The 25,254-nt window shown below is 61.7% G+C and carries 28 protein-coding genes; 6 read left to right on the top strand and 22 right to left on the bottom strand.

The window, feature by feature from the left end; all coding sequences use genetic code 11:
• Window positions 1–94 precede the first annotated feature (94 nt).
• The 14 genes from ENHY17A_RS06150 to ENHY17A_RS06085 all read right to left on the bottom strand — a co-directional run bounded on the left by ENHY17A_RS06150 (window position 95) and on the right by ENHY17A_RS06085 (window position 15,475).
• A complete protein-coding gene (locus tag ENHY17A_RS06150; protein ID WP_159711052.1) occupies window positions 95–553 on the bottom strand; it encodes a DUF2141 domain-containing protein in 459 nt (152 codons plus the stop codon).
• Between the two features lie 69 nt (window positions 554–622).
• Window positions 623–1,747 carry a CDP-alcohol phosphatidyltransferase family protein gene (locus tag ENHY17A_RS06145; protein WP_159711050.1) on the bottom strand — a complete coding sequence of 375 codons (1,125 nt, stop codon included), beginning with the start codon at window positions 1,745–1,747 and terminating at the stop codon, window positions 623–625.
• Between the two features lie 38 nt (window positions 1,748–1,785).
• Window positions 1,786–2,940, bottom strand: coding sequence for a hypothetical protein (locus ENHY17A_RS06140; RefSeq protein WP_159711048.1), 1,155 nt, complete (start codon window positions 2,938–2,940; stop codon window positions 1,786–1,788).
• The gene (locus ENHY17A_RS06135) at window positions 2,927–3,643 is read right to left on the bottom strand and encodes a phosphocholine cytidylyltransferase family protein (RefSeq protein WP_159711046.1); all 717 of its coding nucleotides are present in this window, start codon (window positions 3,641–3,643) and stop codon (window positions 2,927–2,929) included. The genes ENHY17A_RS06140 and ENHY17A_RS06135 overlap by 14 nt, the downstream gene beginning before the upstream one ends.
• Window positions 3,640–4,335 carry an HAD family hydrolase gene (locus ENHY17A_RS06130; RefSeq protein WP_159711044.1) on the bottom strand — a complete coding sequence of 232 codons (696 nt, stop codon included), beginning with the start codon at window positions 4,333–4,335 and terminating at the stop codon, window positions 3,640–3,642. Before ENHY17A_RS06130 ends, ENHY17A_RS06135 begins: the two co-directional genes overlap by 4 nt.
• A 660-nt stretch (window positions 4,336–4,995) precedes the next feature.
• A complete protein-coding gene (locus tag ENHY17A_RS06125) occupies window positions 4,996–5,385 on the bottom strand; it encodes a hypothetical protein (RefSeq protein WP_159711042.1) in 390 nt (129 codons plus the stop codon).
• Between the two features lie 57 nt (window positions 5,386–5,442).
• A complete protein-coding gene (locus ENHY17A_RS06120) occupies window positions 5,443–6,024 on the bottom strand; it encodes a hypothetical protein (protein ID WP_159711040.1) in 582 nt (193 codons plus the stop codon).
• A gap of 189 nt (window positions 6,025–6,213) precedes the next feature.
• Window positions 6,214–6,984 carry a CsgG/HfaB family protein gene (locus ENHY17A_RS06115; protein ID WP_159711038.1) on the bottom strand — a complete coding sequence of 257 codons (771 nt, stop codon included), beginning with the start codon at window positions 6,982–6,984 and terminating at the stop codon, window positions 6,214–6,216.
• A 1,179-nt stretch (window positions 6,985–8,163) separates the two neighbouring features.
• A complete protein-coding gene (locus ENHY17A_RS06110) occupies window positions 8,164–8,763 on the bottom strand; it encodes a cation transporter (RefSeq protein ID WP_159711036.1) in 600 nt (199 codons plus the stop codon).
• Window positions 8,760–11,981 carry an efflux RND transporter permease subunit gene (locus ENHY17A_RS06105; protein ID WP_159711034.1) on the bottom strand — a complete coding sequence of 1,074 codons (3,222 nt, stop codon included), beginning with the start codon at window positions 11,979–11,981 and terminating at the stop codon, window positions 8,760–8,762. Before ENHY17A_RS06105 ends, ENHY17A_RS06110 begins: the two co-directional genes overlap by 4 nt.
• 2 nt (window positions 11,982–11,983) lie before the next feature.
• Window positions 11,984–13,144 (bottom strand): efflux RND transporter periplasmic adaptor subunit, encoded by a 1,161-nt coding sequence (locus ENHY17A_RS06100; protein WP_159711032.1) that lies wholly within the window; start codon window positions 13,142–13,144, stop codon window positions 11,984–11,986.
• Between the two features lies 1 nt (window position 13,145).
• Window positions 13,146–14,414 (bottom strand): TolC family protein, encoded by a 1,269-nt coding sequence (locus ENHY17A_RS06095; RefSeq protein WP_159711030.1) that lies wholly within the window; start codon window positions 14,412–14,414, stop codon window positions 13,146–13,148.
• A gap of 60 nt (window positions 14,415–14,474) precedes the next feature.
• On the bottom strand, window positions 14,475–14,825 hold the full coding sequence (locus tag ENHY17A_RS06090) for a hypothetical protein (protein ID WP_236547771.1): 351 nt from the start codon (window positions 14,823–14,825) through the stop codon (window positions 14,475–14,477).
• Between the two features lie 5 nt (window positions 14,826–14,830).
• The gene (locus tag ENHY17A_RS06085) at window positions 14,831–15,475 is read right to left on the bottom strand and encodes a cation transporter (protein ID WP_159711026.1); all 645 of its coding nucleotides are present in this window, start codon (window positions 15,473–15,475) and stop codon (window positions 14,831–14,833) included.
• A gap of 81 nt (window positions 15,476–15,556) precedes the next feature.
• On the opposite strand from ENHY17A_RS06085, the gene ENHY17A_RS06080 reads away from it, so the two are divergent.
• The 3 genes from ENHY17A_RS06080 (at window position 15,557) to ENHY17A_RS06075 (ending at window position 16,605) form a co-directional block, all read left to right on the top strand.
• Window positions 15,557–15,955 carry a MerR family transcriptional regulator gene (locus tag ENHY17A_RS06080; protein ID WP_159711024.1) on the top strand — a complete coding sequence of 133 codons (399 nt, stop codon included), beginning with the start codon at window positions 15,557–15,559 and terminating at the stop codon, window positions 15,953–15,955.
• A gap of 77 nt (window positions 15,956–16,032) precedes the next feature.
• The gene (locus ENHY17A_RS14705) at window positions 16,033–16,365 is read left to right on the top strand and encodes a hypothetical protein (protein WP_236547770.1); all 333 of its coding nucleotides are present in this window, start codon (window positions 16,033–16,035) and stop codon (window positions 16,363–16,365) included.
• 27 nt (window positions 16,366–16,392) lie between these two features.
• The gene (locus ENHY17A_RS06075) at window positions 16,393–16,605 is read left to right on the top strand and encodes a hypothetical protein (RefSeq protein WP_236547769.1); all 213 of its coding nucleotides are present in this window, start codon (window positions 16,393–16,395) and stop codon (window positions 16,603–16,605) included.
• Between the two features lie 54 nt (window positions 16,606–16,659).
• On the opposite strand, the gene ENHY17A_RS06070 is transcribed toward ENHY17A_RS06075, so the two are convergent.
• The 8 genes from ENHY17A_RS06070 to ENHY17A_RS06035 form a co-directional block, all read right to left on the bottom strand.
• Complete coding sequence (locus ENHY17A_RS06070) at window positions 16,660–17,082, bottom strand: DUF411 domain-containing protein (RefSeq protein ID WP_236547768.1); 423 nt, start codon at window positions 17,080–17,082, stop codon at window positions 16,660–16,662.
• 8 nt (window positions 17,083–17,090) lie between these two features.
• On the bottom strand, window positions 17,091–17,627 hold the full coding sequence (locus ENHY17A_RS06065) for a DUF305 domain-containing protein (protein WP_159711020.1): 537 nt from the start codon (window positions 17,625–17,627) through the stop codon (window positions 17,091–17,093).
• Window positions 17,628–17,664: 37 nt separating this feature from the next.
• A complete protein-coding gene (locus ENHY17A_RS06060) occupies window positions 17,665–18,897 on the bottom strand; it encodes a copper resistance protein B (protein ID WP_159711018.1) in 1,233 nt (410 codons plus the stop codon).
• On the bottom strand, window positions 18,894–20,765 hold the full coding sequence (locus ENHY17A_RS06055) for a copper resistance system multicopper oxidase (RefSeq protein WP_159711016.1): 1,872 nt from the start codon (window positions 20,763–20,765) through the stop codon (window positions 18,894–18,896). The genes ENHY17A_RS06060 and ENHY17A_RS06055 overlap by 4 nt, the downstream gene beginning before the upstream one ends.
• Window positions 20,766–20,857: 92 nt before the next feature.
• Entirely contained in the window at window positions 20,858–22,006 is a 1,149-nt protein-coding gene (locus ENHY17A_RS06050; protein WP_159711014.1) for an acyltransferase family protein, read from the bottom strand.
• A gap of 72 nt (window positions 22,007–22,078) precedes the next feature.
• Window positions 22,079–22,639, bottom strand: coding sequence for an RNA polymerase sigma factor (locus ENHY17A_RS06045; RefSeq protein ID WP_159711012.1), 561 nt, complete (start codon window positions 22,637–22,639; stop codon window positions 22,079–22,081).
• The gene (locus ENHY17A_RS06040; RefSeq protein WP_159711010.1) at window positions 22,636–23,073 is read right to left on the bottom strand and encodes a periplasmic heavy metal sensor; all 438 of its coding nucleotides are present in this window, start codon (window positions 23,071–23,073) and stop codon (window positions 22,636–22,638) included. The genes ENHY17A_RS06045 and ENHY17A_RS06040 overlap by 4 nt, the downstream gene beginning before the upstream one ends.
• Window positions 23,070–23,348: a hypothetical protein gene (locus ENHY17A_RS06035; protein WP_159711008.1), complete on the bottom strand. Its 279-nt coding sequence runs from the start codon at window positions 23,346–23,348 to the stop codon at window positions 23,070–23,072. The genes ENHY17A_RS06040 and ENHY17A_RS06035 overlap by 4 nt, the downstream gene beginning before the upstream one ends.
• Before the next feature lie 119 nt (window positions 23,349–23,467).
• Between ENHY17A_RS06035 and copC the strand changes: the two genes are divergently transcribed.
• From copC to ENHY17A_RS06020, 3 genes are read left to right on the top strand one after another with little or no spacing between them, the layout of a single operon-like run.
• A complete protein-coding gene (gene copC, locus ENHY17A_RS06030; protein WP_159711006.1) occupies window positions 23,468–23,854 on the top strand; it encodes a copper homeostasis periplasmic binding protein CopC in 387 nt (128 codons plus the stop codon).
• On the top strand, window positions 23,854–24,741 hold the full coding sequence (copD, locus tag ENHY17A_RS06025; RefSeq protein WP_159711004.1) for a copper homeostasis membrane protein CopD: 888 nt from the start codon (window positions 23,854–23,856) through the stop codon (window positions 24,739–24,741). Before copC ends, copD begins: the two co-directional genes overlap by 1 nt.
• Before the next feature lie 57 nt (window positions 24,742–24,798).
• On the top strand, window positions 24,799–25,212 hold the full coding sequence (locus tag ENHY17A_RS06020) for a DUF305 domain-containing protein (protein ID WP_159711002.1): 414 nt from the start codon (window positions 24,799–24,801) through the stop codon (window positions 25,210–25,212).
• Window positions 25,213–25,254: the final 42 nt, after the last annotated feature.

Raw genomic sequence — 25,254 nt, 5'->3', positions numbered from 1 at the left:
CCAACTATGTAAACGATGACGGTGATATTACTAGTGGTTGACGCAGTGATGACAAGAAAATGGCGGTTCCTGAACATCAGCGTTCGCTGCGCCGTTAGTCGGGATAGCGCATCTTCATCCGAACGGTGCTGCCCGCCGCTGGCACCACAAATCGCGTTGCACGGAACGACGGAATGCCAAGCGTGGTCGACGGATCGTTGGAGAAGGCAAACCCTTCTTTCACCGAGAATAGCGTCCGGTTGAAATCACGGTCGCGATTTGCGTCGTGATAGACCGCAACGGCATAGCCCTTCGGCTCCAGCCAAAAGCATGCCTTCGTCGATCCCGCCCGCGACGGAACCCGCGCGCGGGCGAACTTCGCGCCGCCCTTCAAAAATCGCGAGCGGTCGTCGGGATAGATGGTGAACGCCACTTCGCCATCGCTGCTGCGGACGCCATCTGCGACCAGCGTCAGCTTGACCTTGCTCGGACCGGGCTGGCCTTCGCAATCGGCCGCTTGCGCTGGCGGGGGAGCCGCCAGCGCGAGAAGGAGGGGAAATGCTGCAATCGTCATCAACTTGATCCAACTCGTTCGTCTAACATCGATTTCGGGTCACTGCCGCGCCAGCGCAACCCAGGTGAGTCAGGCGAGCCAACTCTCGATCGCTTCGCCGCGGTGCTGCGCGGACATCGCCTGACCCAGTCGGATCAGGTGAACCACCAGTGACAACAACGTCCATATTGCTACCCCAACGATGCCCCAGTCGGGCCGCGCAATCAGCAATGACGCAAACAGGATCACCATATTCGGATTGCGCCGCGCAGTAATCAGCCGGAATCGACTGTCGAAGCGGCGCCATACATGGATATGCATGCCAAAACGTACGATGAACGCGCCTTCGATGAGCCGTTGCGCGACGTAACCGAACAGTAGCGCGCCGATCACGGCCCAGAAGGTCGCATCGTCGAGCGGGCGGCCATAAGGCGCACATCCCGCTGCCCAGGCCCACCACCAGAAGGGCGGGTGAATCAGGTCGACGCCGTGGTCCCAGGCATTGCCCAGCTTCGATGACGTAATGGTGCAGCGTGCGAGCTTGCCGTCGACGGTGTCGAGCACCATGAACGCCAGTCCGGTGGCAAGGCCGGTCCAGAACCAGCCATGCCAGAACGCGACCGTTGCAACGATGCACAGCACGCTCCCGATCGCGGTGACTTGATTGGGCGTCATCCCGATCCGCGAGGCCAGCCGCGTCAGGTGGAACGCCCATTTAGGCCAGAGATACTTGGTGAGGAGGTCGGTGACGCCCTTGTACGCACCAACATAGCTCGCACGCTCGATTGCTGCGACGGTTTCTGGCACCAGCCGCATTGCGAACGGCCGCTCACGCTTGCGCAGCGCCTCGTCGAAGATTCCCGCCTCGTCCTCGGCGCGGATCTCCGCCAAGCCGGTCGGCAACGCCCCTCCACGGAGCATCGCCGCCTGCACCTCCTCCGCGTTCTCTGCGCCGACATGCGCGAGTACAGCAACGCCTGCGACCGTCAGCACGGTGTCGGGCCGGACAGCGAGGTGGGCAGTCCAGGCAGGATCAAACGCGAAAGCGAGATCGGCTAGCAGCACGCCGCTTGCTGTGCCGCCGTCCCCGCATAGCCCCTGCGCGTCAGCGATGCGCCGTACCCGTTCCTCCGCGGACATGCCCCAGATCAGGGTGGAGTTGCTGCCAACCGCAATAAGGCGCGGCTTGGGCGGGTTCGGGTCGAGATAGGCCATCCGCGAGGCGATAGCGGCTCGTTCCCTAAAAGCGAAGATCAGCGCGACACTTGCAGCAGATCGACGATCGCCGCCGCCGCGACCGCGGGCGCCGCGCCGCTCATGTCACCCAGCGAATCCTGGGCATAGGCCCCCTGGATGTTGCGATAGCGGTCCGCAAGCTTCGGTGCCTCCGCGATCGCCGGCAATACTCCGTCAAGCCGGTCTATTACCGTTCCACAGGCCCACATCGCGTAAGAGGGGTCGGCGCGCCAGTCCACGCCATCGGGATTGAGGAACACGGCTGGTCGCGGCCGCGCCGCAAATTCGACGAACTGGCTGGAAGTGTCCCCGAGATAAAGGTCTGCCGCTGCGGTGTAGCTGCCGTCGACCATAGCGAAGCTGTCGAGATCGACATGAACGTGCGGCAGCGCTGCCACGCTTTCCAACACCGCACGGAGGTTGCTAGCGCGCTCAGCCAAGCGCTGGTGTGGCGCTAGGATCACGTTCCATGAATCCTGCCGCGCAAGCTGTTCGACCAGCGCCCGTCCCCATTGCCACCAAGACGAGCGATGCCTTTGCCAATGCGGGGCATAGAGCAGCACCGGCCGATCGTTCGCAAAGAACGGCCGCGTGTGAGTACGATGGCGGAACCCCGACTTAACGTAGCCGGTGGCGCGGATGCGATCAGGGTCCATTCCGCGGTCAAGATATGTCCGGCGCTCGCGCTCGCTTGGCACCAGCGTGAGCGCGGCCGATCGGCGTCGGCGATCGTCGCGAGCGCTCATCGATCCGACGCCGTGCGAGGTCTTTACGAAGCGGGTGCGCATCGGAAGGAGCGTCGGCAGCCACAGGCTTGTCTGTTCCGCGCAGACCGCGACATTGGTGCCGCGCAGTCGCGAAGCCAACCTCGCGAGCATCGGAAGCTTCGGCGGCAGCGGTGGATTGCGTCCGACCGCGAAATCATCGCCGACGTGACGAAAGCCGGGTGTCTGGCGAACTCGCAGTCCGTTGCTCGACCGTTCACCGACAAACTGCGCGAGCAGTGCCTCGTGTGCCGACGTTGCTGCCCACAGATCGATCGCGCAGTCGGGAGCCTCCGCCGCCAAAGCCTCGGCGATCGGCCAGAGATGCGGGATCAGCAACGTCTCGCCTAGGAACAGGAATGCGATTGATGCGGGTTCGTTCTGTGCGCGCCCCTCAGCAACCTGCATGGTCCGCTTCCCAGCCAGCGATGTCCTTGGGTTGATCCACTTCGCGCCAGCAGCCCGGCGCGCGCTCGATCGCCTCGACCCGGCCCCACCGAGCGAGCCGATCGACGATGGCGTGGTGGAAGGCGGCGGTGCCGTCCTCACCCCTGATCACCGCCGACAGCGCATCAGCGTAGGCGTGGCCGGGTTCGGGCGCGACGATTAGGCCGAGCGAGCGGTGGGTCGCGCTTTCCGGATAGAGTGTCTTGGCGACCGCAGCTACCGCGCCGTCCGCGACCCGCACGAGCATATCGTCATGTTGGTGCGCGATAAGCGGCTCGACGAGCAACCCGATAGACTGCGCGCGGCCTAACGCGGCGGCGACCACACCGACATCAAATACGGTGTCGCCATTCATCAGGCAGAATGGACGGTCGAGGAACTCGCGCGCCGCCCACACGCTGCCAATGCTGCTCGCCACCGCCCAAAACGGGTTATAGCGCAGCTCAACCAAGAGCGGCGGCGGCGTATCCTTCAAATGCTGCGCTACCTGATCGATCCGGTAGCCGCCGACGACGACCGCCTCGCGCACCCCCGCTTGTGCCAGTGCATCAAGCTGAAGGTCAAGAATTGCTCGACCGCCGAGCGTGACCAGACATTTGGGAATATGCCGGGTGAGCGGAAGCAGCCGCGATCCGCTGCCGGCGCTAAGAATGACTGCTATCAACGTGGGCTCCGTGGAGCAAGGCCGTCCCAATTGAGCACAGGCCAGCCATGCCTGGCGGCAAGCAGCAAAAGCGGTCCGTGCGCGTTGACGGCGAACGGCTCGTCCGCCCAATCGAGCGTCGGCGCGTCTGATACATGATCGGAATAGAAACGGATGTGCGCGGCCTCGCGGGCAATCCCCTCGCGCTTTAACCAATCTTGGATCATCGAAAGCTTGACTGCTCCATAACAATTGCTCCCCTTTATGATTGGAAGTATCGCACCAGAGGTATCAACTAGCGCTTCGGTTCCGACGACTTCGGTAATTCCCAACCGTTCAGCGACCTCCTCGGCGTAGAAGCGATAGGAGGCTGTTGCGATAATCACGCGGCGGCCTGCGCGGCGATCCTCGTCTATCTGCGCAATTGAACCGGCATACACTTTGCCCGGGACGAGCCAGTCAGCGTAAGACCGCGCGCGCAGCTTAGCAGCTTGAGGGCTAAGGCGCGGACCGAGCATAATGCGGTGCATGATCTCCTTAAGCTTTCCGCGATCGTAAAAGCCAGCAATATGCAAGAGCGCGGCGACGACTCCGAATGGAAGGAGCGCAAGCCGCCAACGCCCGCGGCGGAGTGCGTTATGGATCAGAAAAGGCGTCCAAGTGGGCACTCGAGTGATTGTCCGATCCAGGTCGTAAATTGCCAGTTGGTGCATTGAAAACGCATTACCGTTGGCATCGCGCTCGATCTAGAGATTTCGCTGGTGACCTAAATGCGACTGGCCGAGCATTTAAAAAAGTACCACCATAGAAAGGCTAAGTCACTGATACGACATAAGAGAATGGTGCGACCGGTGAGGATTGAACTCACGACCTCAGCTTTGCCAAGGATCTGGTTGGTCTAAATCTGCTAATGGCCGCTTTCAGTGCAATCAACGCTTTTGCTGAATGATCGACATTCGGGCGCATTCCAGACAAGCTGCTTATTCGTCTTTGGCGGCCGACCGTCGGGGCTAGCCCGGCGCAACGCATGGAAGCCGAATATGTGCGACGGGCACGCGCGGACGGTAAGGCGAGCGCGGACGCTTGGGTGCGCGAACAGGGCATTCGCTTCCACCAAAAACTGGTTGCCGATGGTGTTTGTGCGGCACCAGGAAAAGCTGATCGCAGCGCGGCGGTGGGCGGCGACAGGAAAAAGCGAGAAGTACGCGATAAGAACGGCAGGGTCTGCACGAAGACCCGGCGGAGAACCGACCGATTGCCAATGTGGGTGGCGGGGGATGACGCTCGGCCTGGTGCCAGTTTGCGCAGACTAGAAGCTGCCACTCCAAGAGACGCTGCAGTGTTGCGGTCAAGTGCCGCGCATCATCACTATTTCAGGATGTGCCGTCGCACGGCCCCAACACACGATCGACCCGCAGGATTGGACGGTCTTCTTCGCCGGGAATAAGCCTGCCGTCGATCGCGACGCACTGGTGGTCTTCCCATGCCTCGACGATCACGGCGCGATCAGCATCCTTTGCAATTAGGGGCGGCAACGAGGCTTTGCCGTCCGCATCGACGAACAGCATGCGATCCTTCACAGCATGGCCTTGCGCATCCGGTTCGAACACCGCGCGGCTGGGACACGGCATCCGGACGCAGCGGATTCCGGTATCGCCGATATGCAGTCGAGCGCCGGGTGCCTTGGAATCGTTTGCGACGAACGGTGGCGGCGCTTCCTGAGGTGCCGTAACCGCAATCAGCGGAGCCATCAGCCAGAGCATTTCAGTCTTCCCTCCATGCCCAGGATACGGCCCCGACATGTACAGTCGTTGAAGCACTTATCGATTAGGCAACCCGTTATTTTCACGAATGGTGCGAATCTCATCCTTCTTCGCGATCATGTCGTCACGCATGGCTTGGAGGCCGTTGCGGGTCTCGGCGAGTTCGGACGAATACCGCGTCTTTGAGGTAAAGCCGTTGTCGTTTGCCTCGTCCCATGCCAGCGCCCCATCGATTTGGGCGACGGCTGCATCGACATCACCGAACGCATATTCGTTGATCGGGCGCCCGACGCTTTCAGAAAGCGCCGAAAACAGCACCCGGTCGTTCGATCCGGGGGGTGGCTGGGTCGCGGCGAGGTGAAAGCGATAGCGCAACTGACCGATATAGAACCACTTCACCGCCTCGTCCGTGCGGCCTGCGCCCATAAGCTTGGCTGCAAGCATGTAGAGTTCGGCGGGTTGGAGCGTTTCGGCGCGCGCCATCAATGAATCAGGCGATTGCTCAGTAATACTCTCGGCCTGGTTCATGCCGTTATTCGGTTCGACCGCCATGGTTTGATCCTCGCAGCCGACTACTCCCAGCGCAAGCAACGCGACCAGCCAGAATCTGCCGATATGGGTGCTGGGCAAATAGGTCATCCACGCAACTTGCGACTGTTGAATACAAAGGCAAGCTGCTTTTGGCCCCTGTCTTTGCTACACGGCATTTGTAGCAAGCCGGATGAAACAGTACGAAACGGGCGCAGTTTTCCCGTCCGAGATCACTGCACGCCGTTTCATAAGCTCCATCGCCGCATTTCTGGCGATGCCTTCTCCGCCCCGGTTACGTTATTTGGCGCGCGGGGCCGCCGCCGATGCGTTGGTGGGCAAACCGCCAAGCTGGGTTACAAGCTGGGTATAGGCATCGAGATACGCGAGCACGATAACCTGGCCGATCTCCGTATTCTCGTAACCGCCCCCGCTTACGCCGCCAAACCCGCCGCTGCCCCAAAGCGCGCCGCTCGCATTGAAACTCAAGTCGCTTTTGCGTGCAAAGCCCTCGGTAAGCGCTTCCTCCTCCGTGGTGCGGGCATTGACGATCGACAACGTGACGTTGGCTTCGCTGCGCCGTGTATTGATCCCGCTGGCCATGCGTCCGATACGACCGCCAAGCAGGCCGCCGACGACGCCTCCGAGTGCATTACCACCCGCATTGCGGTTACTTGAAACGATGTCGGGTTGCAGAAAATAATCCGCGGCGCGAACTTGTCCGCGACCGATGTTCGAACCTTCCTGCAATTCGCCCTGATCGGCGAGCGCTCGCTCCATCGCGCGATTCCCCATTGAGCGGCCGCGGTTGACCAGTGTGAAGCAGCCAGACTTCTGGACCATGACGCGGAGGATCGCCTCCGGGCTGCCCAGGTTAAACTCGCGCCACCATTGATTGTCGGGTTCGACAATGGCGATGGTGCCGAGACGCTTTGTGCAAACTGGGATATTGGCGGTGCCACTGGCTTGCGCTTTGCGAGCCGAGGATTGGTAAGGCTTTTGAGCCAGAGCCGTTGCGGATGGCAAAAGAACGATAGCAGCTGCGATTGCCGCGAGGCTTATGAAACGCATGGTTGTCCCCCAAGAAACAAATGACAATTAGGCAAAGTTGAAACCTTGCTCAGCATTACGCAGTCACACGCGCGCTTAGTCGTTCGCCCCAACCAGCTGCGCCAAATGGTTTATCAGCGCAGCCGCGGCGATCAACAGGCATGTAAGCGCCTGCGCTAATGAGCAGTGGCAGCCGCCACCATCACCTGCCGTCCAATTTAACGCCCAGCCTAGCGGTCGAAGCGATGCCCACCGAGAAGTCAGCTTCTTGAACTGGCTAAGATGAGCGCCCGATTAGGCGCACATGGCAGCCGATCCCGAAATTAAACGGTCAAACGGCAACCGCGACCCAATGGCCGAAATTCCCGCCGGCCCTTTGTTGAGATCGCTTTTTCACCTGACGCAAACCTCGTGTGGGATCATCGTCATGCTTCCGCCACTCGTGATGGCGCGCATCTCGGTTCGCGCCTTGGTGCAAGGGCGACCATTTTTATTAGTCGGTGGCACTCGCCGTTTTTGTTTAATTTCCGCACGAGCCTCGGGGCACACCCGCGTCCGAACCCAGTCTTCTGCTACCGCCCTACCTTTCGTGCGCACGCGGAAACGGTAGCGCGAACCGTACTGCTTCTGATCCGCTGCCGACAACGTGGCAAATGATGAGCAGTGGGGTTGCGCAACAGCGGGTGCCGAGGCCGTCAAGAGCAATGTTGCAACGGTTGTAATCATGGGCCCTCCATAAATATCGAACAGTTTTCGCAGCGAAGACTGACGAGGAGCATTGGCTGACTCCCCACCCAACAGCGGACGCAAGCTCTTACTCCCAGCTTATGGCAGTTTTTGGGCTTTCGAACGATATGTGTGAGCGGCTGATACTGGGGCGCGTTGCAGACTGGCAGACCACGCCAAAACCAGCCTAACGGCTTATGGGCCGAAAGCAGATTATCAGCTATCAGAACGCTCTCGTACTGTAGCGGTCGGTCGAGCCGCCAGTCCTATCTTGGTCAACCAGATGGCCGTTGCTGGGATGCCGTCACGGCGATGGTCGCCAGCGCAGCGAGCGGATGGCCCGACCGTCCCAATCACCGGCTGTCATCCACCCATCGCTCGATTTATGCCAATTCGCGAGCCTTCAGGAGGAAAACGAGCATAATCCGTGAAAACGCCGTCGCACTACCAGCACTCCGGCAGAACCAGCGTGCGTCATACTGACGCGGAGGCCGCAGCGTCCCGGATGATCCGGATACCACCGACCGCAGCGATTACTGCCGTTCCCAATCCTACGACGAGATCGGGAACATTGCTGTCGAGCCATAATACGAGCAGGCCGGCAATCAGGATTCCGCCATTAGACACAAAGTCGTTGAAGCTGAAGGTAGTCGCCGCGCGGAGGTTCACGTCAGACTGTTCAAGGCGGCGAAGTCGCCACAAGCAGACCGCATTGACGATCGCCGCTATGAACGCCATCGCCATCATGGTTGGACCGATCGGTTCGCTGCCCTGAAAGTAACGGCGGCCAACGTCAATTAGGACGCCGACGGCGAAGATCAGCAACAGCACACCTGACAAGCGTGCGGCCCGCACCTTCCATGCTATACCGCGTGAGAGGGCAAACAAGCTTATCGCATAGACTAGCGCATCGGACGCATTGTCTAGCCCATTGGCGATCAGTGCGCTGGAATCCGCAAACGTGCCGGTAATGCCAAACCCCGCCGCAAGCGCGAGGTTCAACCACAAGACGAGCCATAAGGTGCGTCTGGTTTCCGGTCGATCGGACGCTGACACATCGATCTCGCCGCTCATGCCGGCACCGTTGCGCTCGAGGCGTCCTTGCCGTCCGAAGTTACCGGCTCCTCCCGCATTCCGTAGCGGGCATAAAGTGTGGGCAACACGAACAGCGTCAGCAACGTGGCCGAGATCAGACCGCCGATCACGACCGTCGCCAATGGCTTTTGCACTTCGGCTCCGGCGCCACTTGCGATGGCCATCGGAACGAACCCGAGCGATGCCACCAGCGCCGTCATGATGACCGGTCGCAACCGCATCATGGCGCCCTGGTGCGCCGCCGTGGTGCGGTCAATTCCATCCCGGATCAGTTCCTGGATCGAGGTCACCATCACCAGTCCGTTGAGAACGGCAATGCCCGAAAGGGCGATGAACCCGACGGCTGCCGAAATTGAAAACGGCATATCGCGCAAAACGAGCGCGAACACCCCACCCACCAGCGCAAACGGAACGCCGGTAAACACGATTGCAGCATCGCGGGCCGATCTCAGCGCCCCGTAGAGCAGGAAGATGATCAGCGCGAAACAGGCCGGCACCACGATCGCGAGGGTCGCGCGCGCCGATTCGAGATTCTCGAACTGACCTCCCCATTCGAGGAAGCTGCCTGCGGGCAGACGGACATCTCGTGCGATCAGCGCCTGTGCATCGGTGACCACGCTCGCCACGTCTCGGCCGCGCACATTGGCTTGGACGACGATCCGCCGCTTGCCGTTTTCGCGGCTGATCTGGTTCGGCCCATCGACCACGACGATGTCCGCCACGCTCTTGAGCGGCACGAAGCTACCAGACGGCGTTGGCACCGGTATTTGTCCCAGCGTGTCGAAATCGGCGCGCGACTTGTCGTCCAACCGGATCACCACCGGGAACCGCCGATCGCCCTCGAAGATCAACCCGGCCTCTCGGCCACCGATGGCCGCAGCAACCACGTCCTGCACATCGCGTGCCGTCACACCAAGCTGCGCCATCGCAGCCCGGCGTGGACGGATATCGAGGATCGGCAGGCCTTCGGTCTGCTCGACCTTCACATCGACGGCACCTTCGGTCGAGCGCAGGATATCGGCGATCTGTTCGGCGGTCGCGTTCATTGTTGCGAAGTCCTCGCCAAACACTTTCACCGCCACGTCGCCGCGCACACCCGAGATCAGTTCGTTGAACCGCATCTGGATCGGCTGTGTGATCTCGTAGGCACTGCCGGGCTGGGCTTCGAGCCTCTCCTCGAGTTGCGCCACGAGATCGGCCTTGGAAAGCTTCGGGTTCGGCCATTCGGAGCGCGGTTTCATGATTATAAACGTATCGCTGATGTTGGGCGGCATGGGGTCTGCCGCGAGTTCGGCTGTCCCGGTCTTCGAGAACACCACCGCCACCTCAGACATCTGCGCGATCGACTTTTCGAGCCTGCTCTGCATCGACTGCGACTGGTCGACCGACGTGCCGGGCACGCGGATCGCCTGAACGGTGAGATCGCCTTCGTCGAGCTGAGGTAGAAATTCAGAGCCCAGGGTCGTGAAGGCCGCTGCGGCCAATGCCAACGCGCCTACTGCGACTCCCAACGTGAAGCTGGGCCGTTTCATGGCCTTGGACAGACCCGGTTCGTAGCGTCGCTTCAGCGCGGCAATGAACCGTCCTTCCTTCTCATCAACCCGCTTGCTGATCCAGATCGCAATCGCGGCAGGGACAAAGGTTAGGGACAGGACGAACGCAAAGCCGAGTGCCATCATCACCGTCATTGCCATCGGCGCAAACGTCTTGCCCTCGACCCCGGTCAGTGTGAGCAACGGTGCATAGACGAGGATGATAATCGCCTGTCCATAAACCGATGGGCGGATCATTTCGCGAGCGGCCCTTGCGACGATTTCCAGCCGCTCGCTGGTATCGAGCACGTGCCCACGCCGATGCTGCGCTTCAGCTATGCGCCTCAGCGCATTCTCGACGATGATGACTGCACCGTCGACGATCAGGCCGAAGTCCAGTGCGCCGAGACTCATCAGGTTGGCCGACACCCCGACTTCCAGCATTCCGGCCCCGGTCAACAACATGGTAATTGGAATGACGAGCGCAGCAATGATCGCGGCGCGCACGTTACCGAGCAGCAGGAACAGGATGACGATGACCAGCAGCGCGCCCTCGGTCAGGTTCTTGGCCACGGTCTTGATTGTCGAATTGACGAGCTTGGTGCGGTCGAGGACCGGCTCCACGATAACGTCGGTTGGCAGCGACGCGTTGATCTCGTCAAGACGTTCGGCGACGGCCGATGCGACCTCTCGGCTATTCTCCCCAATTCGCATGATCGCGGTTCCCACCACCACCTCGCGTCCATTCTCGGAGGCGGAGCCGGTGCGAATTTCCTGTCCGGTACGAACCGCTGCGACCTGACTCAGCAGGATTGGTACGCCTTCACGACTGGCGATGACGGTTCGGGAAAGATCGGCGGCATCGGTAAGTCGAGCATCGGCGCGAACCGACAGACCCTCGCCGTTGCGATCGACGATCCCCCCGCCGGTGCTGGTGTTGTTGGCCTCCAGCGCATCGGCCAGATCACCCAGGCTGAGATCAAGCGCGGCCAATCGCTGCACGTCGGGCACGACCAGGAATTGCTTGGCATAGCCGCCGATCGAATCGATTCCCGCAACGCCCGGCGTCGTCTTGAGCAACGGCGCGATGATCCAGTCCTGCGCGGTCCGCAGATAGGTCGCCTGATCCGCTTCGCCGACCAATCGTTCGCCTTCGGGCGTGATGTAGCTGCCATCGGGCTGAAGCCCAGGCTCTCCCGCTTGATGCGCGTCATCGCGGCGATGCGCCATTCGCACCGTCCACATATAGACTTCGCCCAGACCGGTCGCGATCGGCCCCATTTCGGGGACTGCACCTTCGGGCAGATCTTCCTCCGCCGACCGCAAGCGTTCGGCCACTTGCTGACGCGCGAAATAGATGTCGGTCGAATCGGTGAATACCGCAGTGACCTGGGCAAAGCCGTTCCGGCTCAGCGAGCGGGAATATTCGAGCCCCGGCACGCCTGCGAGTGCGGTTTCGATCGGAAAGGCGACCTGCTTTTCGACCAGCTCGGTCGAAAGCGATGGCGCACGTACATTGATCTGCACTTGGTTGTTGGTGATGTCCGGTACGGCGTCGATTGGAAGCCGACCGAGTGCGAATGCCCCGCCGATCGCGGCGAGGAGGGTGATGAACAGCACGAACCAGCGCCGCTCCACCGAAAAGGTGACGATACGGTCGATCATGATCAATGTCCGTGCTCGGCTTCGCCCTTCCCGAGCTCGGCCTTGAGGATGAAACTGTTGGCAGCGGCAATGCGCTCGTTGCCTTCGAGGCCCGCGCGGACGACGACACGGTCGCCGCCGCGTTCGCCAAGCGTTACGGGAACCGCGCGGAAGCCCGACGGCGTTCGTACGAATACGACCGTTCGTCCGTCGACGGTCTGGATTGCGGTCTGCGGCACGGAGATCGATGTGCCGTCGCCATCGGCCAGCTTGACCGACGCCTCTACGGTTTCGCCGATCCGCCATTCGCGTCCGCCATTGTCGAGCGTCGCGATGGCAGGCACCAGTCGCCGTTCGAGGTCGAGGGCGGGGGAAACGAAGGTGACCCGCCCGGTGCCGATTCTGCCGGGAGCGGAGATTTCGACGACCGCCCCGGGCCGCACTTGCCCGGCGGTGGCTGGATCGAGCGAGAATTCTACCGACACCTGCCCAAGATTGGCGACGCGGAACAGTTCGGCATCGGCGGCGACGGTCTGGCCGAGCATCGCCGGGCGCGCGATGATCTGGCCCGCGATCGGTGAACGGATTGCGATGCGGTTGAGTGCTCCGGCACTGGTGCCTGCAGCGCCCAATGCCTGTTCCGCCTGGCGCAATGCGATGCGCGCTTCGGTAGCCGCCGTCCGGGCGGCGATCAGATCCTGCTCGGGCGATACGCGTTCAGCAAATAATCGCTGTTCGCGTGCCAAATTCGAGTTGGCAAGTCGAAGTCGCGCGCGTGCGGCCTCCACCGTGCCCGTCAGCTCGGCGGCCTCTCGGCTTTCGACAACGGCCAATACATCGCCGCGCGAAACGTCTTGGCCGAGGTTGCGATTGAGCGAGACGAGGCGACCGCCGATGGCGGCCGAGACGATCTGGATCGCCTGCGGGTCGCCCGCGATTGTCGCCGGCACATCGATTGCAGCTGCCGATCCGCCGACGCGTGCAGCAACCAGTGTGATGCCCGCCGCCTGGATCTGCTCGGCGGTCATCTCGACCGCGCCTTCTTCTTCCTCACCGTCATGGTCGTCGCCTTCCTCGGCGACGGCTTCGGTGTTGTCGGTTTCGGATTCGCCGCCACAGGCAGCAAGCGACAGGGTAAGCGCGAGCGCGGAGAGCGCCGCGCGGGTTGCACGGACGGAACGCATATCAGTTGAATCCTTCGGGAACGGCGGCGGTGAGCCGCGCGAGCCGCGCCTGGGCGGCATGATAATCGGCAAGCGCATCGATCGCCGCAGCACGGGTTTCGGCAAGCGTGCGTTCGGCTTCCAGCAGATCGAGCTGGCCGAACTTGCCTTCGCGATACCCGATACGCGCGATGCGCGCCGCCTCCTCGGCAGCCGCAAGCGCAGGACCGCTGGCTGCCGATGCGCGATCGGCGGCATTGGCAACCGAGGTTTGCGCTGTCGCCATGTCGTTGCTGGCGCGAAGCAAAGCGGTCTGTCGCTGCGCTGCTACCCGATCCCTCTCGGCGCGCGCCTGGTCGAGTGCAGCCCGACCGGTGTTGAATAACTGCAGCGGGATCGAAACGCCGACTGTCGCGGCGACATCTCCGCTTCCCTGGAAATGTCGTGCCCCGGCGCTGATGCTGAGGTCGGGAATGCGCTGCGCATCCGCCAGTCTGACCCTCGCGTCCGCTGTGGTCAGTTCGGCCTGAGCCGCTGCGAGCGCCAGCGTCTCGCCGGATCGCACCGATATCGGAGATGCGCCTGCGTCGATCCGCCCGAACCAGGCGGAGTCGAGCGCGTCGGTAACGGGCCGACCGACAAGCCGTCCGAGATTGTCGCGCGCGGTGGAAAGCAGCCGTTCCTGCTGGGCGACGTCGGTTTCGGCATTGATCCTCACCACTTCCGCGCGCTGCGCCTCAAGCGGCGATGCCCGGCCGGCGCGGACCCGAACCTGAGCGGCCCGCAATCCTTCCGATGCGATCTCCCGCTGGCGAATGGCGTTCGCAAGGCGCTGGTCGGCGGCAGCGGCATCGGCATAGGCCTGCGTCACTTCGGCCCGCAAATCGGCGATAGCGATGGCGGCGGCGATCCTGGCGGTAATGCCTTGGGCGTTGGCAAGCGCGATCCGTGCCGACCGTTTGCCCCCGCGTTCGATCGGCAGTTCGACACCGATCGTGACTTCTGTTTCGCCCAGCCCCGAATAGCTTCCGCTGCCGATGAAATTCTCCACATCGGCAAAAGCGCGTGGATTGGGGCGAAGGGCGGCACCTGTACGGGACGCTTGCGCGGCCCGCAGCCCCGCTTCTGCCTCGGCACGCGCCGGGGCGGCGACTTCGGCCTGTGCAAGCGCCTGTCGCAGGTTGAACACCGGGGTTGACCGTTCGGGCGATTGCTCGACCGTTAGGGTTTGCGCCTGTGCAATGGATGCGCAGGACGCGGCGACCAGCATGGCCGCACAGCGAAGATACATGGATAAAACTCCTGACGAACGAGGTCACATCCCGCGAGCGGATCGCGGGCGCGAAGTTCGTCAGGCGATCGGAGGGCGCAACGTCCGATCGGGATCGATCGCAGTCATCGAGTCGATAGCGCGCAGCGATCGCAACGACGCCAGCAACATCACTTCACCCGACTTGGCCTCAAGTTCCGGCGTTGCGAGATGATGGCCGTGGCAACCATTGTGAGCGTGCATCGCTGGATCGCCCTTGGAGTCATCGGCAGGCACCGGCTTTTCGCTGGCATGGTCAGATCCGGAGGCTGGCGCCGTATCCTCGATACAGGCGACCGGCTCCATCGCATGCACGACCGATCCCATCCCGAGAGACAGGACGAGCAATGCACCGACCAGAGTTGCCCACAGCTTGATCACGACGCGCGCCATAGCATTCAATTCCGGTGTGTGACCAGCGTGTCGCTTGACGGCAAATGGGCAAGTTCGCCACGCGCCTGCCGAATGATCTGCCATCCGCCGCCAAGGCCCAGCGCCGCCATCACCGCAGCGACGATCAGATCGGGCCACGCCGTGCCGGTCCCAAACACGCCGATCGCGGCCAGGACGACGGCGGCGTTGCCGATCACGTCGTTGCGCGAGCATATCCAAACCGACCGCATATTGGCGTCGCCGCTGCGATACCGAAACAGCAGCAGCGCGACGACGGCATTGGCGATCAGCGCCGCAATCCCGACCATACCCATGACTTCGGCTTGCGGAGGGTCTCCATTCCAGACCGCCCACACGGTGCTGACCAGTACGAACGCGCCGAAGGCGACCAGCGTCCAGCCCTTGACCAGCGCGGCACGCGCGCGCCAGGCAAGCGCCATGCCCGCGACGCCCAGACTGATCGCATAATTTGCCGCATCGCCCAGAAAGTCGAGCGCATCGGCCATCAACGCTTGCGATCCCGAGGCGAGACCGGCGCCGATTTCGATCACGAACATCGCGGCGTTCACCACAAGGGCGATCCACAAGATGCGCCGCCAGCGCGGATCGTTGTTGGACGTGCTGTCACTCGGGCAGGATGTGCAAGCCATTGATCGGATACCTCGACGAATCGATTATCCGCCCCATATGGACCTTGTAGCAACTACAGGGTCAAGCGCGTGGCACAACGATTGACGATCGGCAGGCTTGCAAAAGCCACCGGCACCAAGGCCGAAACCGTGAGATGGTATGAGAAGGTCGGCCTGATCGATCCGCCCCGGCGAACCGATGCCAACTACCGCGTTTACGCGGCAAGCGACCTGGCGCGACTGAGCTTCATCCGAAGGGCCCGCAATCTCGGCTTTTCGCTAGATCAGATTCGCACCTTGCTCGACATCGCCGACCGCCAGGACAGGGATTGTGCTTCCGTGGACGCGATTGCCAGCGGCCATCTTGAGGAGATCGACCGAAAGATTGCGGATCTGACCGCGCTCCGGCGCGAACTCGGGGATCTGGTGACGTCTTGCCGCGGCGGGACGGTGGCCGAATGCCGGATTCTGGATGCGCTTGGAACGGACATCACGCGGTAGCTTGGAAATACCGGCCGCAGGAAAATCGGCACCGTGCGCTATGCCAATGGGTTTCGTGAGAGTAGATGTTTCGCGTAATGAATCGTCTCGGATCCGCGCCCTCATGGCTTTGGTTGTTCGCGGTGACGCTGACGATGTCGTTGGTTGGCGTGAGCCTCTCGCCGATTTGTCCCGATCTCTCAATGAAGACCGATGTGATGTGCGAGGAGAATGCGAACCAGACACCGTCCAAATCACCACGCACTAGCTGCATGGCAAAATGCGTCGTCAGCCTTCCCGACCTTCGGTTCGGCATCGCCGGTGAAATCGGCGTCGAGGCACCTGTTTGGCAGGTTGCAATTCGGAGGTTGGTAAGCGTCGTTTCAGGACCGATCCCGCCGCCGCCGCGCCATCCATCAATGCTCCAATAATGTCACTAACCAGAATGTTCGGAGATCATGATGAAGACGATCAAACTAATCGGGGCCGGTCTGGCTCTCACCTTTTCGACCGCAGCGTTTGCGGCGCAGGATATGGATTGCTGCAAGGAGATGCAGCCCTGCTGCTGCAAGAAGGAAGGCGATAAGCCGGGCTGCTGTGATAAGATGAAGCAGGATTCACCGGGCGACAAACATGGCGGTCATGATATGTCGCCAAAACCAAAGAACTAACCACTATGGAGGGAGAGGCGTCCGCGCCTCTCCCGCTTCGATCCACTCTGTCGCTCAATGCCGCGCGAACACCCTTTGTCCTGATGGTCCGAAGGCGACAACGTTGTAGCGCTGGGCCGGCATTCCCGGCACCTCCATTCCCGGCGACCCCAATGGCATTCCTGCCACCGCAAGGCCCTTGATGCCCTTGGGACGCGCCGCGAGTACGCGCTTCATATCGGCAATGGGAACATGGCCTTCGAACGCCATGCCATCGACGATCGCCGTGTGGCAGGACGCCAGAGAAGCGGGAACACCAATCCGCGCCTTCAGTGCACCGCGACGAGGATCGTCGACGGTCCGGACCTCGCGCTTGAACCCGGTTTCCACCTGACGTACCCATTGCTCGCAGCAGCCACATCCCGGATCGCGGTGCATGACGATTGGATTTTGTGCGATTGCGGTTCCTGGGATCGCAATCCCAAGCAATAGTGCCATGAATTTTATCATCTCGTTTTTTCCTCGTTCCTAGATGGCGGTGGCACTGCCAAACCTTTCTCCCGGTAATCGGGAAGCAGCGGGGCATCCGGTCCGGCGGGGGTGCGCTCAAGATCGGCGATCAATGCCTTCATTTCGGCAATTTCGCGAACCTGAGCTTCGATAATTTTGTCAGCGAGTTCGCGGACCCGTGGATCGCGTATTCGAGCCCGTTCGCTCGTCATGATCGCGATTGAATGATGGGGAATCATTGCCCTCATATAGGACGCGTCATCGACCGTTTGCTGACTCCGCACGAGCCAGAGCGAACCTGCAAATACGACGGCGCTCGCAACTAGGATGGCGATGTTGGCGGCTCGGTTCTTGTACATCGACCACATGAACCCAAGCATGATGAACGCCATGACGGCGCCCATCACAATCGCCATCCACGTACGCGTCTGACTGTACGCCAGATGGTCCAGCGCGTAGGTGTTCAGGTACATCAAGCCGAACATCACGACGGTTGATGTTGCGATCATCGCAGCAAACCGACCATAGCTCATCGTCTATCTCCCTTCGAACCGCTCCATGAGGTTTGCGTCAGAACCAGGCACGAACCCCGACAACGAGGTTGGTCGACGACGGATCGTCGCCCGCCGCGCGCGCGAAATCGGCGGTACGGCCGAACTTCGCTTCGTGGACGATGCCGATGTAAGGCGCGAATTCGCGGGCAATTTCGTAACGTAAACGCAGGCCGAATTCGGCGCTGGTCAGGCCCGACCCAATCCCGATTTCGGGAATATCCTCCGCCGACAGATCAAATTCGATCTTGGGCTGGAGGATCAGGCGCTGGGTGAGGCGCTGGTCATATTCGGCAGACGCGCTAGCGCGGACTTCGCCTTGCGTCGAAAGATAGAGATAACCGTCGACTTCGAACCAATAGGGGGCGAGTCCTTCGACGCCGATGACGGCATGGGTGCGATCGGGGCCGACGCCCAGATCCTGCCGAACGCCAGCCTGAAGGTTGAAATAGGGGCCGATGGCGCGGGAATAGAGCGCCTTCAGTTCGACGTCTCCGAACGGCTCGCCGAACTCACCTTCGCCGTCTGCCTTGACGACGAAGCGGTTGATGTCGCCGCCGAACCAGGCATCGGCTTCGAACTTATAGCCGGTATGACCGTCGGCAATCTTTATCTCGGCAAGGTCGATCATCACCTGGCTGTAATTGCCGCCGCCATGCTCGCGGCGCAGGGCGTCGCGGGCGGGCTGCATCGTGGTCGCGCCCCAGACACGATCCGCATAATCGGGTTCGGGGGCTGCCGGTGCGGGCGCGTCGCCCGCCGGGAGTGCGGTGCCAAGGCTACCCATCGCTTCCCCCATTGGCATCGCCATATCCTGCATCGCGTCCGGCTCCGAGGTGCGAGCGGATTGCGGCACACAGTGGCCCATTTCGGCGTGCTCGGGCGGGCAATTGGAATCCGCCGCGCCTGGCGCTGGATCCTGCGCCCCGCCGACCCGCTGCTCGGGGTCGGCCGCGGCCTCTTCGCGTTCCGGCGAGGTTGCGCCCTCCGGTTTGCAATGGCCCATCGCTGCATGCTCTGGCGGACAGGCATCGACGACCGGAGCAGTCGTCGGCTTATCCTGTGCCAAGCGGGGGGCACCTCGTTGGGGCGTGGCCGCTCGTGGCTTCGCGTCCGGGTTGGGCTTGGCAGCTGGAGCCGGTTTGGCGGGCATCTTCATGCCCGGCATGTTCGAATGATCCATCGTCTGCGCGACGGCGGGCGTCGCAAGCGCGATTGCAGAAGCAGCGGTAAGGAGAAACAGCGTTTTCATGCGGCTTCTCCCCCGCGCGGACGGACGGTGACGACCTGCATCATGCCTGCGTGCATATGATAGAGCATGTGACAGTGGAACGCCCAGTCGCCGACCGCGTCGGTCGTCACGTCGAACGTGACTGTGCCGCCCGGCTGGACCTGCACGGTATGTTTGCGTGGCGCAAACTCTCCATGCCCGGTGACCAGCTCGAAAAAATGGCCATGCAGATGGATGGGGTGTCCCATCATCGTGTCGTTGACGAGGGTAACGCGCACCCGTTCGTCCTGTAAGAACGGGATCGGTTTTTTGACCTCGTTCAGCTTTTCGCCGTCGAAGGCCCACATATAGCGCTCCATATTGCCGGTGAGATGGATGCGCATCTCGCGATCGGGCGCACGCACGTCGGGATTGCGGTCGACGGCCATCAGATCGCGGTAAACCAGCACTTTGTGGCCGACATCCTCCAGCCCTTGACCGGGCTCCCCGGTTCGATCCATCGGCATAGGCGAAATCGTCTGGACGGTTGGGGTTTTCTTGACCTCGGGCGCGACCGAAAAATCGCGCATCGAATGATCCATGCCCGCCATTGCACCGCCTGCGGCACCTTGGGCCGCGCCGCTGTGGTCCATCCCGGCCATCGATCCGGCATCACTTGAAGGCATGGGCGTGCAGTGCCCCATTGCAGCATGTTCGGGCGCGCAATTCGCACCGCCGGTTGCTGCGGCACCTGTAGTCGCACCACCCATTGCGCCATGATCCATGCCGGACATGTCGCCCATGCCCATGTCCTTCATGTCGGCAAGCGGCCGCTTGCGTAGGCGCGGAACTTCTGCCGCCATACCCTCGCGCGGAGCGAGCGTCGCGCGCGCCATGCCCGAGCGATCGACGCTTTCGCCGACCAAGGTGTAGGCGCGGTCGTCGGTTGGTTCGACGATGACGTCGTAGGTCTCCGCCACGGCAATCTGGAACTCGTCCACGGCAACCGGACGCACATTCAGACCATCCGCCTGGACCACCGTGAGTTTCAGGCCCGGAATGCGAACGTTGAAGGTGGTCATTGCCGACGCGTTGATGACGCGCAGACGCACCCGCTCTCCAGGCGTGAACAATGCGGTCCAATTGTCACGCGGGCCATGACCATTGACCAGGTAGCTATAGGTAGAGCCAGTCACGTCAGACACGTCGGTCGGGTCCATCCGCATCTTGCCCCAATCGAGACGCTCCTTCGCAGTTTGCCCCTCGCCGCGAAGTTGGTCGAAGAGCGTCTGTTTCTGGAAATTGAAATATCCACCCTGCTGCTTGAGCTTCTTAAAGATGATGTGCGGGTGCATTTCACTGTGGTCGGACAACACGACGACATGTTCGCGGTCCGAGCGGATCGGGTCTTCGCCGTTTGGATCGATGACGATCGGACCGTAATGCCCGAGCTGCTCCTGCAATCCCGAATGGCTGTGATACCAGTAGGTGCCGGCTTGCAGGATCGGAAATTCGTAAGTGAAGGTCGTCCGCGGCTTGATGCCGGGAAAACTGATGCCCGGCACGCCGTCCATGTGAAAGGGAAGGATCAGTCCGTGCCAGTGGATCGAGCTGTCCTCGTCGAGCGCATTTTCAACGTGCAGCCGGACATTCTGTCCTTCGCGTAGACGGATGAGCGGGGCGGGAACGGTGCCGTTAATGCCGATCGCATGGCTTTCGCGACCGTCGATCGTCATCATCTGATGCGCGATCTTCAGGCGGATATCCTCGCCCGATACGGTCGGAAGCGGCCGCAAGATGCCTGCGGAAACCGGCTGAGCCCAGGCGGGATACCAGCTGGCGAGGGCAAGCGAACCGCCGCCCAAGGCAGCGCCGCGCAGCAGGCTGCGGCGGTCGAGTGAGAGGGACATTCAGAAAGCTCCGGATGGTTTCATCTTATTACGCACGCCAGCGCAATTGCCCTCACCGCTTTCGTGAGGCTTACGGCGATCGTTGGTGAAACTCACTCGGTACCGCGGGCTCGCCGACTACGTAAACCGTCCGAAACGAAGGCACGGACACGAGCGGTGTGGCGTTCCGTATGCCTTGCGAACAAACCGCAAGTTGCGATCACCACCAGCAAGGTCGCTAGCATCAGTCCGATACTGGCAAAGGAAGGCGCCAGGCGCTGATCATCGATCAACAGGGCGGCGGCCATCGCAAGTAGCGGAAAATGGAGCGCATAAAGCGAGAAGCTCGCTTTTGCCCCATAGGATGCGAATGGGGTCAACCAACGCGGAGCCGATATTTCGGTACGCAACAGAACGAACAAAAACCCCGCAAACGTCAGCGCCAAGGGCACCTCCTTTCCTTCAAGACCGGTCGCACGCACGAAAACGAGCATCGCGGCGAGCGCCGCACCGGCGGCGGCAAGCCATGGGCGGAGCTTCAGAAACGATGAGCCGCCCTGACTGCCTCTGTTCGTTACCCAAAAGAGCAAGGCCCCGCAGAGCCAGCAGGCAAATCCGACGAACATCTCAGGTGCGGCCATCGCAACAGCGAACGCAACCAGAAAAAATGAGGGACGTCTGGCGCGCACGCTAATAAGCAAAGCCGGAAACCAGATGTAGAACCAGAACTCATAAGCGAGGCTCCATAGGGGGCCATTCGTTCCATAGGGCGGAACAATGATGCTTTGCAGAAACAGCAGATTGCCGACCAGCGTTTGCCAACCAAGCGCTGTATCGACGTCGGTACGTAACACATAGGTGTCGGTCACACCGCCATGCGTGGGCGATTCCAGCGCATACAGACCCAATGCATCGAGTGTACCGCCGATCGCCAATGTCGGCACAAGCACGATCAGGAGTCGTGACAGCCGATCGACGAGATAGCTCGACCATTGCCACCCCTGCGCCATCCGGCGATCGACGCTGCTCGCGATCCAATAGCCGCTGAGCACGAAAAACAGGATCACGCTGGCATGAGCGAATCCGGCCAGGAAATAGCCCGCGGACGCAAAGGGCGAGACGTGCTCACCGTAATCCTCGATCAGAAGGTACCAGCCATGGGCGAACGCGACAGCGACCGCGAGTATGCACCGCATCGCGTCCATGATGACATATGCGCCTGTTCGCGGTGGCTGGCCGGCGCTGCGATCTTCATCCCCCATGTGACCGATACGCAGCCCCGGTGCGTACCCCTCGACAAGCCGGAATTTTAAATCGCGCTCAGCGCCGAAACCTCACGCCAGGATCGCCGTCAACTTCTGCCGGGCGCGATAGAGTCGCGTCTCCACCGCTTTCTCGCTCACACCCAGTATCTCGGCAGTCTCGGCCTGGGTTAAGCCCTCGACCGTCCGCAGAACCAACGTCTCGCGTAGATTAGTGGGCAGTTGAGCGAGGGCGGCCGAAAGGTTGGTCAATTCTTGCCGGTCTGCCGCCAAGGTCTCGGCCGACGGCGTCTCATCGACGGCATCAAGTGCACGGTCGAGCGGCAGAAACATCGAGATGAATCGCCGGGCTGCCTTGCGGCGGTGCCAGTCGCGTGCCTTGTTGATGGCAATGCGCGAAAGCCAGGCGCGCATCGGGCGCGCCGCATCATAGCTGCGCAGCGCTTGATGAGCGGCCACGAAGGTTTCCTGAACGACGTCCAGTGCCTCATCCTCGTCGCCGACGATCCGGGCAACCAGCCGGTGAAGTCCTGCTTTGTGACGCCGCACGAGTTCGGCAAACGCCACCTGTCGCCCTGCCAGCGACAGTGCGACAAGTTGGCTGTCCGGTTGGTCGGCAAGGTCTTCGGTCACCGAACGTCTTCGGTCAGCGCCTTCGTGACGGCGGCGTCGAACTTTGCCGCCTGATCGGGCCGGAGGAGTGCCCGCATCGCAAAGATATGAACGAGGGTCTCCTTTTGCAGCTGACCCATGGTCCGATGCGAGGCATCGACCGCTGCCGCAACACGCGGACCATTGCCGTGTTCGACCGCGATCGCTTCGGCAAGCATGGCGTTCTCGGCACGCATTTCGCCTTCGAGTGCCCGTCGGCGAACCGCGAATGCTTCTTCGAGTTCGTGCAAGCGGCGCTCCTGATCGGCGTCGAGGTTCATCTGTTCATGAAGAACGGCGTGAAGCTCCGTGCCGGGATGAGGCTCGGGCTCGACCAATTGTCGACCGACGATTACGCCAGCCACTGCTGCCAAAAAAGCAAGCAGTGCGACAAGCAGGAACCGACGTGACCTCATCGCGCTTCGCCCAACAGGGTCGATGGGGCCAGCGCGCCGGGCGTACCGAAGGGTGCCAGATTTGGTGCGGCATTCGCCTTGGTGGAAGGAAAGATATTGCTGAATACACCCAGCGCTAGCGCCAGCGACACCGCCGTGAGCGTCGTGCCAGCGCCGAATGTCGCCGTTGGCTGGTCCTCGATTGCGCGCAGCACGCGATCCTCCAGCCCGACAAGGCCGCTATGCGATGGTTGCCGCCGCAATGCAGCAAGCGTGTCGTCGATGTTGGTATTCATGGCAGGTCTCACTTGTTGCCCAGTCCCTTTACGCATCCCGCGCAATCGCCCCTCATCGTTCAGATGAGGGATGCGTGCGCGCGATGCGTATAGAGTGCGACATCCCACAGGAGATCGAGATGAAATTTAATCCGACCGCCGCCATCATCGCCACCTTGGCGACGCTGCTGACGCCAACCGCCGCTTTCGCGCATCCCAAGCTGGTCAGCGCCAGCCCGGCGGCCAATGCGACCGCGGCACGCACCAATGTCGTTCGACTGAACTTCAGCGAACGCCTGACCCCCAAGCTTTCGAACGCGACGCTCACAATGACGGGAATGCCGGGGATGGCCAATCATCCCGACATGAAGATGACGGGCGTAACCAGCGCGATCTCTGCCGACGGCAAGTCGATCGTACTGACATCGGCCAAGCCGTTGCCAGCAGGCACGTACCGGGCAGACTGGGTCATCGTCGGTGCCGACACGCACCGCATCACCGGCAAGCATAATTTCAGCATTCGCTGATGATGGGCGAGTGGGCGGCGATCGGTTTGCGCTTCGCCGTCTATGCCGATCTTTTGTTGCTGGCGGGGTTAGCGCTCGGCGGAGGACTGGGTCGATATGCGCCGGTCGTCGATCGGCGCATCATGGCTTGGCTGGCTGCGCTTGGCGTAATCATCACCATCGCTCAATTCGGGGCGACCGCGCTGGCAATGACCGGCAACGACCTGGCCGCGCTCGACCGCGATATGGTCAGCTTTCTCGCGCTGGAAACGCCGATGGGCTTGTCGCATCTCGTGCGGATCGCTGTGTTGGGCCTGTTGGTAATGTCGGCCATCGTGCGAATGTCCCGAGTGCTTATCGGGCTGCTCGCGGTGATCGCTGTCGCGTCGCTGGCATGGAACGGGCATGCGGGTGCGTCGGAAGCTACGCTCGGTCTGGTGCACCGCACCAGCGATGTCGTTCACCTCGTCGCGGCATCGCTGTGGATCGCAGCGCTCGTGATGTTCGCGCGCATATTGCTGCTGGATTGCCGAACGCCCGAAGCGCTTGCTTCGGCGCTTACCATACTCGATCGATTCTCGAGGGTCGGTGCGGTCGTGGTGGGCGCAATCATTTTCACCGGCATTGTCAATCTGCTGGCGATCGTCGGGATTGAGGGATTCTTTCCGGCATTCGGCACCGATTATGGTCGGTTGTTGTTGCTGAAGATCGCTCTGTTCGGCGGAATGCTCGGGCTGGCCGGGCTCAATCGCTGGCGGTTGGTTCCCGGTGCCCAAGCAATGGTCGATACCGGAGGGCAGGGAATTGCCGTGCAACGTCTGCGGGCCGCCATCCTGACGGAAACCGCGCTGGGCCTGCTCGTTCTCGCCGCAGTCGCGATCCTTGGCACCCTGTCACCGGTCGGCTGAACCGCACCCGAAACCCGTTCGCGCGCGTTCACGCCGGAATCCAAAAAGGAGAAAATCATGATGGGTCGATCGCCAATCCTTCTGTCGCTCGCCGCAGCGCTTTTCGTGACGGCATGTTCAGGCGAACGCGATGAAGCGAGCACCGGCAATGCGGCGATGCAGATGCCGGAAAACGGGATGATGACGGTGGGAACGACTCCCGCTCCAGGCGATTCTCCCGCCACCCGAGGCTATAAGCAGTCGATGAACGACATGATGGCGAATATGCCCGCGTTCACCGGCGAACCGGACGAAGATTTTATGCGCCAAATGAAGGTGCATCACGGCTCCGCCATTGCGATGGCGCAAACCGAGCTGGAACGCGGCACCGATCCCGAAGCGCGCGAGTTGGCGGAAAAGATCATCGGTGAGCAACGTGCCGAAATCGCTCAGATCGACGCATGGTTGGCCGCTCGGAAAAAGACGCCTTGACCCTGACATGATGTCAGGCCCTATTTGAGGCGGCATGGAGGA

This window comes from Sphingomonas sp. AX6, from assembly GCF_902506605.1.
Lineage (GTDB): Bacteria > Pseudomonadota > Alphaproteobacteria > Sphingomonadales > Sphingomonadaceae > Sphingomonas.
This window is presented reverse-complemented; position numbering and strand designations above follow the sequence as displayed.

Coding starts and splice junctions, on each gene's coding strand:
- ENHY17A_RS06095 (WP_159711030.1), bottom strand. CDS start 14,414: ATGTATCTTCGCTGTGCGGCCATGCTGGTCGCCGCGTCCTGCGCATCC.
- ENHY17A_RS06040 (WP_159711010.1), bottom strand. CDS start 23,073: ATGAGGTCACGTCGGTTCCTGCTTGTCGCACTGCTTGCTTTTTTGGCA.
- ENHY17A_RS06100 (WP_159711032.1), bottom strand. CDS start 13,144: ATGCGTTCCGTCCGTGCAACCCGCGCGGCGCTCTCCGCGCTCGCGCTT.
- ENHY17A_RS06145 (WP_159711050.1), bottom strand. CDS start 1,747: ATGGCCTATCTCGACCCGAACCCGCCCAAGCCGCGCCTTATTGCGGTT.
- ENHY17A_RS06125 (WP_159711042.1), bottom strand. CDS start 5,385: ATGCTCTGGCTGATGGCTCCGCTGATTGCGGTTACGGCACCTCAGGAA.
- ENHY17A_RS06055 (WP_159711016.1), bottom strand. CDS start 20,765: ATGTCCCTCTCACTCGACCGCCGCAGCCTGCTGCGCGGCGCTGCCTTG.
- ENHY17A_RS06065 (WP_159711020.1), bottom strand. CDS start 17,627: ATGAGCTATGGTCGGTTTGCTGCGATGATCGCAACATCAACCGTCGTG.
- ENHY17A_RS06110 (WP_159711036.1), bottom strand. CDS start 8,763: ATGAGCGGCGAGATCGATGTGTCAGCGTCCGATCGACCGGAAACCAGA.
- copC (WP_159711006.1), top strand. CDS start 23,468: ATGAAATTTAATCCGACCGCCGCCATCATCGCCACCTTGGCGACGCTG.
- ENHY17A_RS14705 (WP_236547770.1), top strand. CDS start 16,033: ATGAATCGTCTCGGATCCGCGCCCTCATGGCTTTGGTTGTTCGCGGTG.
- ENHY17A_RS06090 (WP_236547771.1), bottom strand. CDS start 14,825: ATGGCGCGCGTCGTGATCAAGCTGTGGGCAACTCTGGTCGGTGCATTG.
- ENHY17A_RS06120 (WP_159711040.1), bottom strand. CDS start 6,024: ATGACCTATTTGCCCAGCACCCATATCGGCAGATTCTGGCTGGTCGCG.
- ENHY17A_RS06115 (WP_159711038.1), bottom strand. CDS start 6,984: ATGCGTTTCATAAGCCTCGCGGCAATCGCAGCTGCTATCGTTCTTTTG.
- ENHY17A_RS06140 (WP_159711048.1), bottom strand. CDS start 2,940: ATGCAGGTTGCTGAGGGGCGCGCACAGAACGAACCCGCATCAATCGCA.
- ENHY17A_RS06035 (WP_159711008.1), bottom strand. CDS start 23,348: ATGAATACCAACATCGACGACACGCTTGCTGCATTGCGGCGGCAACCA.
- ENHY17A_RS06050 (WP_159711014.1), bottom strand. CDS start 22,006: ATGGGGGATGAAGATCGCAGCGCCGGCCAGCCACCGCGAACAGGCGCA.
- ENHY17A_RS06150 (WP_159711052.1), bottom strand. CDS start 553: ATGACGATTGCAGCATTTCCCCTCCTTCTCGCGCTGGCGGCTCCCCCG.
- ENHY17A_RS06060 (WP_159711018.1), bottom strand. CDS start 18,897: ATGAAAACGCTGTTTCTCCTTACCGCTGCTTCTGCAATCGCGCTTGCG.
- ENHY17A_RS06105 (WP_159711034.1), bottom strand. CDS start 11,981: ATGATCGACCGTATCGTCACCTTTTCGGTGGAGCGGCGCTGGTTCGTG.
- ENHY17A_RS06070 (WP_236547768.1), bottom strand. CDS start 17,082: ATGGCACTATTGCTTGGGATTGCGATCCCAGGAACCGCAATCGCACAA.
- ENHY17A_RS06020 (WP_159711002.1), top strand. CDS start 24,799: ATGATGGGTCGATCGCCAATCCTTCTGTCGCTCGCCGCAGCGCTTTTC.
- ENHY17A_RS06075 (WP_236547769.1), top strand. CDS start 16,393: ATGATGAAGACGATCAAACTAATCGGGGCCGGTCTGGCTCTCACCTTT.
- ENHY17A_RS06130 (WP_159711044.1), bottom strand. CDS start 4,335: ATGCACCAACTGGCAATTTACGACCTGGATCGGACAATCACTCGAGTG.
- copD (WP_159711004.1), top strand. CDS start 23,854: ATGATGGGCGAGTGGGCGGCGATCGGTTTGCGCTTCGCCGTCTATGCC.
- ENHY17A_RS06085 (WP_159711026.1), bottom strand. CDS start 15,475: ATGGCTTGCACATCCTGCCCGAGTGACAGCACGTCCAACAACGATCCG.